11 protein-coding genes are annotated in these 13080 nt (G+C 73.0%); 7 read left to right on the top strand and 4 right to left on the bottom strand.

Annotation, left to right across the window (positions count from 1 at the left end; genetic code table 11):
- Positions 1 to 98: 98 nt before the first annotated feature.
- The 3 genes from F0L17_RS07500 to F0L17_RS07490 are packed head-to-tail and all read right to left on the bottom strand — an operon-like array spanning position 99 to position 2874.
- The gene (locus tag F0L17_RS07500; RefSeq protein ID WP_155070455.1) at positions 99 to 1022 is read right to left on the bottom strand and encodes a metal ABC transporter permease; all 924 of its coding nucleotides are present in this window, start codon (positions 1020 to 1022) and stop codon (positions 99 to 101) included.
- Positions 1019 to 1783: a metal ABC transporter ATP-binding protein gene (locus F0L17_RS07495; RefSeq protein ID WP_155070454.1), complete on the bottom strand. Its 765-nt coding sequence runs from the start codon at positions 1781 to 1783 to the stop codon at positions 1019 to 1021. The genes F0L17_RS07500 and F0L17_RS07495 overlap by 4 nt, the downstream gene beginning before the upstream one ends.
- Positions 1784 to 1833: 50 nt before the next feature.
- Entirely contained in the window at positions 1834 to 2874 is a 1041-nt protein-coding gene (locus tag F0L17_RS07490) for a metal ABC transporter substrate-binding protein (protein ID WP_155070453.1), read from the bottom strand.
- Between the two features lie 174 nt (positions 2875 to 3048).
- Here F0L17_RS07490 and F0L17_RS07485 point away from each other — a divergent pair, with 174 nt between their 5' ends.
- The 3 genes from F0L17_RS07485 (at position 3049) to dusB (ending at position 6380) form a co-directional block, all read left to right on the top strand.
- A complete protein-coding gene (locus tag F0L17_RS07485) occupies positions 3049 to 4431 on the top strand; it encodes a glycine--tRNA ligase (RefSeq protein ID WP_162465923.1) in 1383 nt (460 codons plus the stop codon).
- A gap of 401 nt (positions 4432 to 4832) precedes the next feature.
- Complete coding sequence (locus F0L17_RS07480; RefSeq protein WP_155070452.1) at positions 4833 to 5126, top strand: hypothetical protein; 294 nt, start codon at positions 4833 to 4835, stop codon at positions 5124 to 5126.
- Positions 5127 to 5237: 111 nt separating this feature from the next.
- The gene (dusB, locus tag F0L17_RS07475) at positions 5238 to 6380 is read left to right on the top strand and encodes a tRNA dihydrouridine synthase DusB (RefSeq protein ID WP_420802395.1); all 1143 of its coding nucleotides are present in this window, start codon (positions 5238 to 5240) and stop codon (positions 6378 to 6380) included.
- Positions 6381 to 6416: 36 nt separating this feature from the next.
- On the opposite strand, the gene F0L17_RS07470 is transcribed toward dusB, so the two are convergent.
- A complete protein-coding gene (locus tag F0L17_RS07470; RefSeq protein ID WP_238419291.1) occupies positions 6417 to 7931 on the bottom strand; it encodes an MGH1-like glycoside hydrolase domain-containing protein in 1515 nt (504 codons plus the stop codon).
- A 354-nt stretch (positions 7932 to 8285) separates the two neighbouring features.
- Between F0L17_RS07470 and F0L17_RS07465 the strand changes: the two genes are divergently transcribed.
- The 4 genes from F0L17_RS07465 (at position 8286) to F0L17_RS07450 (ending at position 13000) form a co-directional block, all read left to right on the top strand.
- On the top strand, positions 8286 to 9659 hold the full coding sequence (locus tag F0L17_RS07465; protein WP_420802394.1) for an ABC transporter substrate-binding protein: 1374 nt from the start codon (positions 8286 to 8288) through the stop codon (positions 9657 to 9659).
- A gap of 107 nt (positions 9660 to 9766) precedes the next feature.
- The gene (locus F0L17_RS07460; RefSeq protein ID WP_155070450.1) at positions 9767 to 10807 is read left to right on the top strand and encodes a carbohydrate ABC transporter permease; all 1041 of its coding nucleotides are present in this window, start codon (positions 9767 to 9769) and stop codon (positions 10805 to 10807) included.
- The gene (locus F0L17_RS07455) at positions 10807 to 11673 is read left to right on the top strand and encodes a carbohydrate ABC transporter permease (protein WP_155070449.1); all 867 of its coding nucleotides are present in this window, start codon (positions 10807 to 10809) and stop codon (positions 11671 to 11673) included. Before F0L17_RS07460 ends, F0L17_RS07455 begins: the two co-directional genes overlap by 1 nt.
- A gap of 82 nt (positions 11674 to 11755) precedes the next feature.
- The gene (locus tag F0L17_RS07450; RefSeq protein ID WP_155070448.1) at positions 11756 to 13000 is read left to right on the top strand and encodes an ROK family transcriptional regulator; all 1245 of its coding nucleotides are present in this window, start codon (positions 11756 to 11758) and stop codon (positions 12998 to 13000) included.
- Positions 13001 to 13080: the final 80 nt, after the last annotated feature.

The raw sequence follows: 13080 nt of genomic DNA, 5'->3' as shown, positions 1-13080 counted from the left end.
CGTAGCTGATCGGCCATTGTGCCAGGTGGGGAGGGCGCGGACGGGGAGTGCCCCTTACCACTGTGTCACCTCTCACACCCGGTGTCCGTGGCCATCGGTCACCGCACGACCGTAGCGCCATCCGTCGGTTTCCGTTCCTCCCCCCGGGGGTCGTCCCGCCCCTCGCGCCCCTGGTGCCCCTCGTGTCCCCCGTGCGGCTCCGCCCCGGCCCGTGTCCGGTCCAGCAGGCGCGCGAGCACCGAGAGCAGGGGGAACACGGCGATGGCCAGCAGCACGATGGTGGCGCCGGGCGGCACCTCCACGTAGTAGGAGGTGGTGGTGCCGGAGAGGGCCACCACCACGCCGACGGCCACCGAGAGGGCCAGCGTGGTCGCGAAGCCGCGGGTGAGCTGCTGGGCCGCGACGACCGGCAGCACCATCAGGGCGCTCACCAGCAGCAGTCCCACCACCCGCATCGCCACGGTCACGGTGACGGCGGCGGTGACGGCCAGCAGCAGGTTGAGCAGCCGCACCGGCAGTCCGGCCACCCGGGCGAACTCCTCGTCCTGGCAGACGGCGAACAACTGCCGCCGCAGCCCGAAGGAGACCACCAGGACGAAGGCCGACAGCACCACGATCGCCGTGATGTCCTCGGGCGAGACGGTGGTGATGGAACCGAACAGGTAGGTCAGCAGGTCGGCGTTGGAACCGCCCGGCGTCAGATTGATGATCATGACGCCCGCGGCCATGCCGCCGTAGAACAGCAGTGCCAGGGCGATGTCGCCGCGTGCCATGCCGTACCAGCGGATCAGCTCCATGGCGATCGCGCCGAGGGCGGAGACCAGCACGGCCGTCCACACCGGGTTGGTGCTCAGCAGGAAGCCCAGTGCCACACCGGTCATCGCCACGTGCCCGATGCCGTCGCCCATGATCGCCTGACGGCGTTGGACCAGGTAGACGCCGATGGCCGGGGCGGCGACGCCGACCAGCAGCGCGGCCAGCAGCGCGCGCTGCATGAAGGGGTAGTCGAGGAGTTCGATCATGTCAGCAGTCCGGTCCGGGTCGGTTCGGCGGCGGAGGCGTCGTGCGGATGGCACGCCTGGTCGTGGAGGTGGGCGGTGCCCTCCACGCGCTCGACCCGACCGTCGTGGAGGACGACCGTGCGGTCGATCAGCGGGGCCAGCGGGCCCAGCTCGTGGAGCACCAACAGGACGGACACGTCACGGGAGACCTGCTCGCGCAGGGCGTCGGCCAGGACGCCCTGGCTGAGCAGGTCCACCCCGGCGAGCGGCTCGTCCATGATCAGCAGCTCGGGCTCGCAGGCCAGGGCGCGGGCGATCAGCACGCGCTGGTGCTGGCCACCGGAGAGGGCGTCGACCGAGTCCCCGGCGCGGTCGGCCATCCCGACCAGTTCCAGTGCCCGGTGGACGGCCGTCCGGTCGCCGCGGCCCAGGGGCCTCAGCCGCCTCCGGGCCAGCCGCCCGGAGGCGACCACCTCGCGCACGGTGGCGGGCACGCCGGTGGACGCGGTGGAGCGCTGCGGGACGTAGCCCACGCGCCACCACTGGCGGAAGCGGCGCAGCGGGGTGCCGAACAGCTCCGTCTCGCCGCCGGTCGTCGGGATCTGGCCGACGGCCGTGCGCACCGTGGTGGACTTCCCCGACCCGTTCGAGCCGAGCAGGGCGACGACCTCGCCGCGTCCCACCGTCAGGTCGATGCCGCGCAGGACCCGTCGCGATCCCAGCGAGGCGGTCACGCCGCGCAGGGACAGCACCGGGTGCGCCGTGGTGTGCTCGTCTGCCATGGGTGGCCTCCTCGCCGGTTCCGTCCGGCCGGTCGTCCGTTCCGTCTCGCTCACTCGGCGCCGAGGGCCTTCCTCAGGGCCTGGAGGTTGGCGCGCATGACCTCGAAGTAGTCGTCGCCCCGGGAGGCGTCGGTGATCCCCTCGACCGGGTCGAGGACGTCGGTGCGCAGCCCGAGGTCGTCGGCGAGGGTGCGGGCCGTGCGGTCACTGGCGTCGGCCTCGAAGAAGACCGTGTCGACCCCGTCGTGCTCGACGATCTCGTGCAGCTCCTTCATCCTCGCACCGCTGGTGCCGGACTCGGGGTCCAGTCCGGCGATGGACTCCTCGTGGAGGCCGTAGCGCTCGGCGAGGTAGCCGAAGGCGGCGTGGGTGGTGACGAAGGTGTCGGTCCGGCGGTTCTCCAGGCCCTCGCGGAACTCGGTGTCCAGGGTCTTGAGCTTCCCGGCCAGCTCCTCGGCGTTCGCCCGGTAGTCGGAGGCGTGGTCGGGGTCGGCCTCGGCCAGGGCGTCGCCGACGCCCTCGGCCATCTCGGCGTACTTCACCGGGTCGAGCCAGACGTGCGGGTCGAGCGAGCCCTCACCGTGGTCGTGGCCCTCGTGGCCGTGCTCCTCCTCGTGGCCGTGTCCCTCTTCGTGACCGTGCTCCTCCTCGTGCTCGTGACCGCCGTGCTCCCGCAGTTCGGTGTAGGAGGAGACCTCGGCCACGTGGGCCGGGCCGGACTGCTCGACGGCGTCGTCGACGGCCGGCTGGAACCCCTTGAGGTAGACGACGAGGTCGGCGTCGCTGAGCGAGGCGGTCTGCTGCGGCCCCAGCTCCAGGTCGTGCGCCTCGACGCCCGGCTTGACCAGGGAGGTGACCGAGACGTGTTCCCCGCCGACCTCCTCGGCGAGGAACCGCATCGGATAGAACGACGCGACGACGTCCACCCCGTCGCTCACGTCCCCACCGGCCTTCCCGGTACCGCAGGCCGAGAGGCCGAGGACGCCCAGGGCGGCCACCGAGGCCAGGACGGCACGGGCCGTGGCGCGGCGGCGGCCGGGGCGGCGGGTGGGGGACGCGGGGGATATGAGAGGGCCTCGTCGAGCGTTCATGACAGTCATTTTCGGACTACATGGAAATGATTGTCAAATGACCGATGGGGGGGCGCGGACGGGGCGGAGGCGGGGTGTGGGGCGTCATGGGCCCGAACCCCGGACCGATTTGATCCGGCCCCCGTCATCGCCGGTAACCTGAGGTATTCCGTCGTCTGTAACGAAGAGAGCACCGTGGCCGCCGACAAGATCGACACCATCGTCAGCCTCAGCAAGCGCCGTGGCTTCGTCTACCCCTGCAGCGAGATCTACGGCGGTCAGAGGGCCGCCTGGGACTACGGTCCGCTGGGCGTGGAGCTGAAGGAGAACATCAAGCGCCAGTGGTGGCGCTCCATGGTCACCTCGCGCGACGACGTGGTCGGGATCGACTCGTCGGTGATCCTCGCCTCCGAGGTGTGGGTCGCCTCCGGCCACGTCGCCACCTTCACGGACCCGCTGACCGAGTGCACCTCGTGCCACAAGCGGTTCCGGGCCGACCACCTGGAGGAGGCGTACGAGGCCAAGCACGGCCGTCTTCCCGCGGCGGGCCTGGCGGACGTCAACTGCCCCCACTGCGGCGTCAAGGGGCAGTTCACCGAGCCCAAGCAGTTCTCCGGCCTGCTGTCCACGCACCTCGGTCCCACACAGGACTCCGGTTCCATCGCCTACCTGCGGCCCGAGACCGCCCAGGGCATCTTCACCAACTTCGCGCAGGTGCAGCAGACGTCGCGGCGCAAGCCGCCGTTCGGCATCGCGCAGATGGGCAAGTCCTTCCGGAACGAGATCACTCCGGGCAACTTCATCTTCCGCACCCGTGAGTTCGAGCAGATGGAGATGGAGTTCTTCGTCAAGCCGGGCGAGGACGAGAAGTGGCACGAGTACTGGATGGAGCAGCGCTGGAACTGGTACACCGGCCTGGGCCTGCGCGAGGAGAACATGCGGTGGTACGAGCACCCGGCCGAGAAGCTCTCCCACTACTCCAAGCGCACCGCCGACATCGAGTACCGCTTCCAGTTCGGCGGCGGCGAGTGGGGTGAGCTGGAGGGCGTGGCCAACCGCACCGACTACGACCTGACCTCCCACTCCAAGGCGTCCGGCCAGGACCTGTCGTACTTCGACCAGGAGGCCGGCGAGCGCTGGACGCCGTACGTCATCGAGCCGGCGGCCGGTGTCGGCCGCACCATGCTCGCCTTCATGCTCGACGCCTACACCGAGGACGAGGCGCCCAACGCCAAGGGCAAGTTGGAGAAGCGCGTCGTGATGCGCCTCGACCCGCGCCTGGCGCCGGTCAAGGTCGCCGTCCTGCCGCTGTCGCGCAACCCGCAGCTCTCCCCGAAGGCCAAGGGGCTGGCGGAGACGCTGCGCCGGCACTGGAACATCGAGTTCGACGACGCCGGCGCCATCGGCCGCCGCTACCGCCGACAGGACGAGATCGGCACGCCGTTCTGCGTCACCGTCGACTTCGACACCCTCGACGACAACGCCGTGACGGTGCGCGAGCGCGACACGATGAAGCAGGAGCGCGTCTCGCTCGACCAGATCGAGTCCTACCTGGCCGGCCGGCTGATCGGCTGCTGAGCCACCGGAGCCACCGAGGTCGACCGCGCCGCGCGGAACGCGCGCCCGGGGCCCCGGCACCCGCCGTCGAGACGGGTGCCGGGGCCCCTGTCGTTCGGACGCCGTCGGACGGCGTCGGGTGCCGGGCGGGCTGCCGCGGACCGTCCGCCCGCACCCTCGCGCGGCCGTCCCAGGGGGAACGTCGGGGCACGGAAGCCGGCGGACGAAAAAGCCCGGGTCCGGCCGTCCGTTCCGCCGCGGGAATTGCCGGATCCCGGCAATCGGCCGACGGCCGAACCTGCTGCCATCGCCCCTGTCGGAACCGCGCGCCACAGGCCAGGATCGGCAGGGTGAGAACGATGGGGATCCGGAGCTACACGGGGGGACGGATGCCGGCGACAGCCACGGTGACGACGGGAACGATGAGCGGCTACGGACTGGACGGCCGTCTGTACGAGGTGCGGATCGCCCGCACCCTCGACCTCCGGCGCGGCACGCGGACCACGTGCCACGTCGTCTGCGGCAGCTGCGGCCACCGCCACACGGCCCGGGGACTGGACCGTTCCGAGGCGGCCTTCGAGGCCGCACACCACCTCGCCGAGCACGGCGCGGGCCGGGGCGGCCGGACCGGGACGGTCCCGGCGCCCTGGATCCTCGGACTGCTCGGGACGCTCGGCTTCCTCGCCGGCTGCGCGGTCGCCTTCCTCGGGCACTGAGCCGCCCCCGTCCCGAGCCGGACTCGGGGCGGGGAGGCGGGGGCGGAGCCGGAGCCGATTCGGATGGGGGACAATGGAGGGTCCTGTCCCCCGTCACCGGCGATCACGAGGATGCCCACGCCCATGACACAGCAGCTCGCCATCGGCCCGCACACGGTCCGGCCACCGGTGGTCCTGGCACCGATGGCCGGGATCACCAACGCGCCGTTCCGCACGCTGTGCCGCGAGTTCAGCGGCGGTCGGGGACTGTTCGTCAGCGAGATGATCACCACCCGGGCGCTGGTGGAGCGGGACGCCAAGACCATGCGGCTCATCCGCTTCGACGCGAGCGAGAAGCCGCGCTCCATCCAGCTCTACGGCGTGGATCCGGCGACCGTCGGCAAGGCCGTCCGCATGATCGCCGACGAGAACCTGGCCGACCACATCGACCTCAACTTCGGCTGCCCGGTGCCGAAGGTGACCCGCAAGGGCGGCGGTTCCGCGCTGCCCTACAAGCGTCCCCTGCTGCGGTCGATCCTGCGCGAGGCCGTCACCGGCGCCGGCGGACTGCCGGTGACGATGAAGATGCGCAAGGGCATCGACGACGACCACCTCACCTACCTGGACGCCGGGCGCATCGCCGTGGAGGAGGGCGTCACCGCCATCGCCCTGCACGGGCGCACCGCCGCCCAGCACTACGGCGGCACCGCCGACTGGGACGCCATCGCCACCCTGAAGGAGGCCGTGCCCGAGATCCCGGTGCTGGGCAACGGCGACATCTGGTCGGCCGACGACGCCGTGCGGATGATGCGCGAGACCGGCTGCGACGGGGTCGTGGTCGGTCGCGGCTGCCTGGGCCGCCCGTGGCTCTTCGGCGACCTGGTCAACGCCTGCTCCGGCTCCGACGAACGGGCCCGCCCCACCCTGCGGGAGGTCGCGGCCGTGATGGTGCGGCACGCCCGGCTGCTGGGGGAGTGGCTGGAGGACGAGGAACGCGGAGTGATCGACTTCCGCAAGCACGTCGCCTGGTACACCAAGGGCTTCTCGGTCGGCTCCGAGATGCGCCGGAAGCTGGCGGTCGCCTCCTCCGTGGCCGAACTGGAGGGCCTGCTGGGCGAGCTGGACCTGGACCAGCCCTGGCCGGCGGGCGCCGACGGGCCGCGCGGGCGGACCTCCGGACGCAACCGGGTCGTCCTGCCCGACGGTTGGCTGGACGATCCCCAGGACTGCGCGGGCGTCACGGTGGACGCGGAGCTGGACACCTCCGGCGGCTGATCCGCCGCCGGCGGTCCGGGCCGGCGGGCCCGCGCCTCACGTCGCCGGCGCCGCCACGCGCTCCTCGGCGCGCCCTGGGACGCGGTCGCCGCCCCCGCCGGGGTCGGCGGCCAGCAGGTCCAGGGTGAGCGCGGCCGTCCAGCTGAACTCCCGGGCGCCGTGGCCCGCCCCGGTGCGCGGATCGACGTACTCGGCGAAGCCCGACGAGACGGCGTGGGTCAGCACGGCGGCGCGCAGGGCGTCGGCCCGCGCCCGGTGCCCGTACTCCCTGAGTCCGCGCTCCAGCAGCCAGTTGACGTTGAACCAGGCGGGCCCGCGCCAGTAGCGGCACGGATCGAAGGCGTGGCCCACCAGGTCGTAGCTGGGCGCCAGCCGCGCGGTGTCGCCCAGCCCGAAGTGCGCACCGCCCAGCGTGTCCGCCAGCGTCTGGGCGATCTCCTCGGGCAGGCCCGGCGCCACCAGGGGCACCAGCCCGGCCACGCTGCGCTCGCGGATCGGCTCCCCTCGCCCGCCGGGCTCCCCGGCGCGCACGTCGCGGCAGAGGAACATCCCGGCACGGGCGTCCCACAGACGGGCGACCAGGGCGGCGGTCAGCCGTGCCGCCCGGGCACGGTGGACGTCCGGGTCGGGGGCGGACCGGAGGCCGTCGCGGGCGGCCCGCCCGGCGGCGGACCCGGAGTCGATCTCGGCGGCGATCTCGGCGGCGATCTCCGCCAGCGCGTGCTCGGAGGCGATCAGCAGCGCGTTGACGCCCGGGTCCTCCACCGCGAACGGGTGCGGCGCGTCGTCGTCCCGGTAGCCGTGGTCGCGGTAGTCGGAGGCGAGCCGCACGTAACGGGCGTAGTCCAGGTCGGTGGGGCGGTCGGTGGGGGCTCCGTGCGCGAGGTCGGCGCGGCGGAAGGAGTCGGGGTCGGCGGGCTCGACGCGGGCCAGGGGACCGTCCCAGGCGGGGCTGTTGTCCATGCCCGGTTCCCACGGATGGACGACCGAGACCAGTCCGTGCCCGCCCAGGTCGCGGTGTTCGGTGAGGTAGCGGTGCCAGGCGACCAGCTTCGGGTACAGGCGGCGCAGGAAGCCGCGCCGCCGCGAGGTCGCCGGGTCGGCGCGGTGCACCAGCCAGGCGGCCAGCGCGTGGACGGGCGGCTGCACGATGCCCGAGGTCTCCGTCCGTGCCGGTGCGCCGGCGCCGGCGCCGGCGGTCGAGGAGCGCCAGAAGTCCGGGCTCGGGAAGTAGGCGCCCAGCGGGACGGAGGGGTTGAAGACGATGTGCGGGACGCGCCCGTCGCGCCACTGGGCGGCCATCAGCGTCTCCAGTTCGCGCTGGGCGCGCGCTGCCGACAGGTGGCGCAGGCCGATCGCGACGAACGCCGAGTCCCAGCTCCACTGGTGGGGGTAGAGGCCGCGGGACGGCACGGTCGAGGCGCCCGTCCAGTTGCGCAGCAGCACCCGTCGCGCGGCGCGCCGCAGTTGCGCGGCGGTGACCGGGGGGTGGGCGGTGGTGTGGGACCTCTGGGCGGGGATGTACGGCCGGGTGGGCGGAAGGAGGCTCATCGGACCGCCCGGCCGGGAACGGGGAGGCCGCCGGGGGGAAGCGCGGCGGCGCGGGCGGGGGCGCCCGGGTGAGGTGCGTGGAGCCGGGGGTAAGCGGTCGTCGGCAGCGGCGCGGCCGGCCGTTCCGCCGGGGCGTCGGTGCGCGGTGGGGCTTCGGTGGGTTGGGCGACGGGTTCCACGAGAACTCCGTGTCTGTACGACTCCTGGGTTACGCCTCTGTAAGCCTAGGGTTTTGTCTTGCGGAAAGGCAGAAGTGGTGCTGTGAAACCTGACACACGAAGGGCGCGCGGCTGGGGTTCGTGGAAGCTCGGGAGGGGCGCGCGTGGGCGCGCCCACGCCCGTGGGTTCCGTCGCGTGGCGACCGTCGCGCTGTCCGCCGCCCTCTGCGCGGTCCTCCTGACGGGGTGTGGCGGTGTGACGCGGAACACGTCCGACGGCAGGATCACGGTGTGGTCCCTGGAGAACCTCCCGGACCGGATGGCGACCACCGAGGAGATCGTCGACCGGTTCGAGGAGCGGACCGGCATCGAGGTGGAACTGGTCGGCGTCGCCGAGAACCAGCTCCCCCAACTGGTGATGTCCGCCGCCGCGGCGGGCGAGCTGCCCGACGTCGTCGGCGCGGTCCCGCTGGGCCTGCTCTGGCAGATGTACGCCAACGAACTGCTGGACACCGGGACGGCGAGCGACATCGTGACCGGCCTGGGCACCGACACCTTCACCGACAACGCCCTCGCCCTGGCCTCCGACGGCGAACGGCGCCTCGGGGTGCCCTCCGACGCCTGGCTGCAACTGCTCGTCCACCGCGCGGACCGGCTGGAGGAGGCCGGCCTGCCCACCCCCGACACCCACCGGAACCTGCTGCGGGCCGCGCGGGAGCTGGACGGCGACGGACGCGTCGGCGCCTCCCTGGCCACCGACCCCGGCGACATCGCCACCCAGCAGGGCTTCGAGAGCCTGGCCCTGGCGGGTGGCTGCGACATGGTCCGCGCCGACGGGGAGGTGGCCCTGGACTCCCCGGCCTGTCGCCGGGCCTTCGAGGTGTACGACACCCTCGCCCGCGAACACGGCGCCCCCGGCACCCAGACCGTCGACTCCACCCGCGCCGGCTACTTCTCCGGCTCCTCCTCGCTGTTGCTGTGGTCCTCCTTCATCCTGGACGAGCTGGCCGGGCTGCGCGCCGACGCCCTCCCCGGCTGCCGCGAATGCGCGGACGACCGCGGTTTCCTGGCCCGCAACAGCGGGATCGTCACCTCCCTGGAGGGGCCGGGCGGCACCGGACCCACCCAGTTCGGCGAGGTGACCTCCTGGGCCGTCACCGAGCACGCCGAGACCGAGGCGGCCCGGGCCTTCGTCGAGCACATGATGGGCGACGGCTACCGGGACTGGTTCGGCATGGCGCCGGAGGGCAAGATCCCGGTCCGCGCCGGCACCCCCGGCGACCCGGAGGAGTACCTGCGCGCCTGGCGCTCCAGCGAAATCGGCGTGGACCGGCGCCGGCCGATGGACGAGACGTACCCGCCCGAGCTCCTGGACCGGCTCGCCCGGGGGGTCACGGAGATGAGCCGGTGGGGCATCGGGCGGGGCCAGGGCACCCTCGTCGGCGCCATGGGCGGCGAGCTTCCCGTGCCGAAGGCCGTCAGTGCCATGACCAGCGGACAGCTCACCCCCGAGGAGGCCGCCGAGGAGGCCGCCGAGGAGGTCGCCGCGCTGCGGGCGTCCCTGCGGTAGGGGCCCCGGCCTCCTCCGACCCGTCTCGGCCCGCTCCCGCCACCGTCCCGCCACCGTTCCGCGACCGTCCCCGCCCCGTCACCCCCACGAACCCCGAGGTGCGCCCCATGACACCCCGAACCCCGACGGAACCCGAGACCTCCGACGAGCCCGAGGGCCGCGGCGGCCACGTCCACGTGCGGGCGCGGCGCGCGCCCCGCGCCCCGCGTCGCGTTCCGACCGCCGCCCAGCGGGAGAACCGCGCCGGACTGGCCTTCGTCACCCCCACGCTCCTGGTCGTCCTGGTGGTGGTGGTCCTCCCCATCGCCTGGACCGTGCTGCTGGCCTTCCAGGACGCCCGTCTGATCGACATCCAGGGCATGGGCCTGTTCGGCCACTGGACGACGGACAACTTCCGCGCCGTCTTCGGCTCCCCGGGCTTCTGGACGAGCCTGACCACCACCCTCGTCTACGCCGCCGGGGGCACCGCCGGATCGGTCCTGCTCGGCCTGGTCGCCGCCCTCGCGCTGCGCGGGCCGTTCCGCGGCCGCGGCCCGCTGCGCGCCGCCATGCTCCTGCCCTACGTCGCGCCCGTCGTCGCCGTGGCCTTCGTCTGGCAGGTGGCGCTCAGCCCGCAGTACGGCATCGTGGGCGAGTGGGGCCGCCGGTTCCTCGGCTGGGACCGGCCGATCGCCTTCCTGACCACCCGCGACCACGAAGTCTCGGTGGCGGGAGTGGAGTTCGAAGTCCCGCTGGCCCTGCTGACCGTCATCGCCTTCGAGACGTGGCGCTACTTCCCGTTCGCCTTCCTCTTCCTGCTGGCCCGCCTCCAGGCCGTTCCCGGCACCCTGGAGGAGGCCGCCACCGTGGACGGCGCCACCGTCTCCCAACGCTTCCGCCACGTGTTGCTGCCCCAACTGATGCCGGTGATCGCCCTGTTGAGCGTGCTCCGCTTCATCATGACCTTCAACAAGTTCGACGACGTCTACCTGCTCACCGGTGGGGGAGCGGGCACCGAGGTGGTGGCGGTGCGCGTCTACGAGTTCCTCACCGCCCGCTACGACGTGGGGGCCGCCGCGGCCCAGGCCCTGGTCCTGGCGGTGGTTCTGATGGGCCTGCTGGGCCTGTACTTCGCGTTCTTCGCCGACCGGACGGGAGAGGAGGCGTGATGAGCCGGGCGCGCGTCGAGGAGCGGGTCTTCGGGGTCCTGCGGTGGGTGGTGATCGCCTTCCTGGCGCTGATCACCCTCCTCCCCTTCTGCTACATGCTCCTGTTGTCCGTCAAGCCCATCGAGGCCTTGCTCCTGGACCCCGGCAGGCTGTGGGTCCCCGTGGAGGAACTGACCACCGCCACCTACGAGGAGGTGCTGCGCCCCACCGACGAGGGCGGCCAGGGCTTCGTGCGGATGCTGGTCAACTCGGCGGTGGTGTCGCTGGGAACGGTGGCGCTCACCCTGCTGGCGGCCGTTCCCGGCGCCTACGCCGTCAGCCGGCTGCGCTTCGCCGGGGGCCGGCACGTCGGCGTCCTCTTCCTGGCCGTCTACCTCTTCCCCGCCACCCTGTTGGCCGTTCCGCTGTTCGTGATGTTCGCGAGGATGGGGCTCCAGGGAAGTCTGGCGGGACTGGCGATCGTCTACATCGCCCAGACGGTGCCGGTGTCGGTCTACATGATGCGGAACTACTTCCACACCGTTCCCCGCGGCATCGAGGAGGCGGCGGCCCTGGACGGCTGCACCCGCCTGCAGACGGTCCGGAAGGTGGTGCTGCCGTTGGCGGTGCCCTCGTTGACGGCCACGGGGCTGTACGTCTTCATGATCGCCTGGAACGAGTTCCTCTTCGCGCTGCTCTTCCTGGCCGCGAAGCCGGAGCGGTGGACGGTCTCCCTCGGGCTCCAGCAGCTCGCGGGCGGCGTCGAGGTCTCCAAGACGGTGCTGATGGCCGGTTCGGTGGTGTTGACCGTACCGGTGGTCCTGCTGTTCCTCGCCGCCGAACGACTGCTCACCGAGGGGCTGGCCGGCGGCGCGGACAAGGGGTGAGCGGTGCGGACGACAAGCGTCCGGGAGCCGTCGACGAGGGGGCGGAAGGGCGCCTTCCGGAGCGGGCGGCGAAGATGGCGGTATGACCGGCAACCAATCGAGCGCGGGACACCTGCTGCGGTTGATCCGCAGTGGGCGGGCCACCACCCGCGGTGAACTCCAGCGCGCCACCGGACTGTCGCGTTCCACCGTCGGCAACCGACTCGACCGGCTCTTCCGGGCGGGCTGGCTGCGCGACGGCGCCACCGTACCCGTGGACGGCCCCTCCGGCGGGCGTCCCTCCAACCGGTTGGAGTTCGACGCGACGCACGCCGTGGTCCTCGCCGTGGACCTGGAGACCCGGCACGGCCGGGCCGCCGTGCTGAACCTGGGCGGCGCGGTGCTGGCCGAGCGGGCGGGCACCGTGAACATCGAGGACGGTCCGGACCGGGTGCTCGACCGGGTGGCGAGCTGGTTCCCGGCTCTGCTGGAGCGGGCCGGCGTCACCCCGGAGGACGTCTGCGGCATCGGCGTGTCGGTGCCCGGACCGGTGGACGGGAGGACCGGACGGGTGGTGCAGCCACCGATCATGCCCGGCTGGGACGGCTACCCGATCCCCGAACGGATGCGGGACGCCTACCGGGAGCACGTCGGAGCGCGGGGCGGGGCCGGGGAGGGCGGGAGCGGCGCGCCCGGCCGGGACGGCGACCCCGTCGTGCTGGTGGAGAACGACGCCAACCTCATGGCGTACGCCGAGCAGCGCGCCTCCCACCCGGACTGCGCCGCGTTCCTCCTGGTCAAGGTCTCCACGGGCATCGGCGCCGGGCTGGTGGTGGACGGCGAGATGTACCGGGGCATCGACGGCGGAGCCGGCGACATCGGGCACATCCGGCTGCACGACCGGCCGGACGCCCTGTGCATGTGCGGCTCCTACGGCTGTCTCGCGGCGGTGGCCAGTGGCCGGGCGCTGGCCGGAAGACTCACCGCGGCCGGGGTGCCGACCGCCTCCGGGGCGGGGGTGCGCGAGCTGCTCGCCGCGGGCCGGCCCGACGCCGTCCGGCTGGCCCGGGAGGCGGGCCGCAGGGTGGGGGAGGTGCTGGTCACCGTGGTCACCGTGCTCAACCCCGGAGTGCTGATGATCGCGGGCGACCTGGCCGGGGCCCCGTTCGTCACCGGGGTGCGTGAGCTGCTCTACCAGCGCGCCATGCCGCGCAGCACCGCGCACCTGACGGTGGTGACCTCGCGCCTGGGGGCGCGTGCGGGTCTGGTGGGCGCCGGGGCGATGGTCGTGGAGCACCTGTACGAGCCGGAGCGGGCCGACGCCCGGCTCGCCGCGATGGGGTTGTGAGAACCGGTGGGTCCGGCGGCGCGGCCGGGCGCGGCCGCGGCCCACGGCTGCTCTTTCGAGCGCCAGGGCCCTCGTATGTG

Origin of the sequence: Streptomyces taklimakanensis, from assembly GCF_009709575.1 — a bacterium.
Taxonomy (GTDB): Bacteria; Actinomycetota; Actinomycetes; order Streptomycetales; family Streptomycetaceae; genus Streptomyces; species Streptomyces taklimakanensis.
Note: the sequence above shows the minus strand (reverse complement) of the source record. Positions and strands in the feature narration are given on the sequence as shown.

Coding starts and splice junctions, on each gene's coding strand:
- F0L17_RS07500 (WP_155070455.1), bottom strand. CDS start 1,022: ATGATCGAACTCCTCGACTACCCCTTCATGCAGCGCGCGCTGCTGGCC.
- F0L17_RS07495 (WP_155070454.1), bottom strand. CDS start 1,783: ATGGCAGACGAGCACACCACGGCGCACCCGGTGCTGTCCCTGCGCGGC.
- F0L17_RS07490 (WP_155070453.1), bottom strand. CDS start 2,874: ATGAACGCTCGACGAGGCCCTCTCATATCCCCCGCGTCCCCCACCCGC.
- F0L17_RS07480 (WP_155070452.1), top strand. CDS start 4,833: ATGAGCGGCTACGGACTGGACGGCCGTCTGTACGAGGTGCGGATCGCC.
- dusB (WP_420802395.1), top strand. CDS start 5,238: ATGCCCACGCCCATGACACAGCAGCTCGCCATCGGCCCGCACACGGTC.
- F0L17_RS07470 (WP_238419291.1), bottom strand. CDS start 7,931: ATGAGCCTCCTTCCGCCCACCCGGCCGTACATCCCCGCCCAGAGGTCC.
- F0L17_RS07460 (WP_155070450.1), top strand. CDS start 9,767: ATGACACCCCGAACCCCGACGGAACCCGAGACCTCCGACGAGCCCGAG.
- F0L17_RS07455 (WP_155070449.1), top strand. CDS start 10,807: ATGAGCCGGGCGCGCGTCGAGGAGCGGGTCTTCGGGGTCCTGCGGTGG.
- F0L17_RS07450 (WP_155070448.1), top strand. CDS start 11,756: ATGACCGGCAACCAATCGAGCGCGGGACACCTGCTGCGGTTGATCCGC.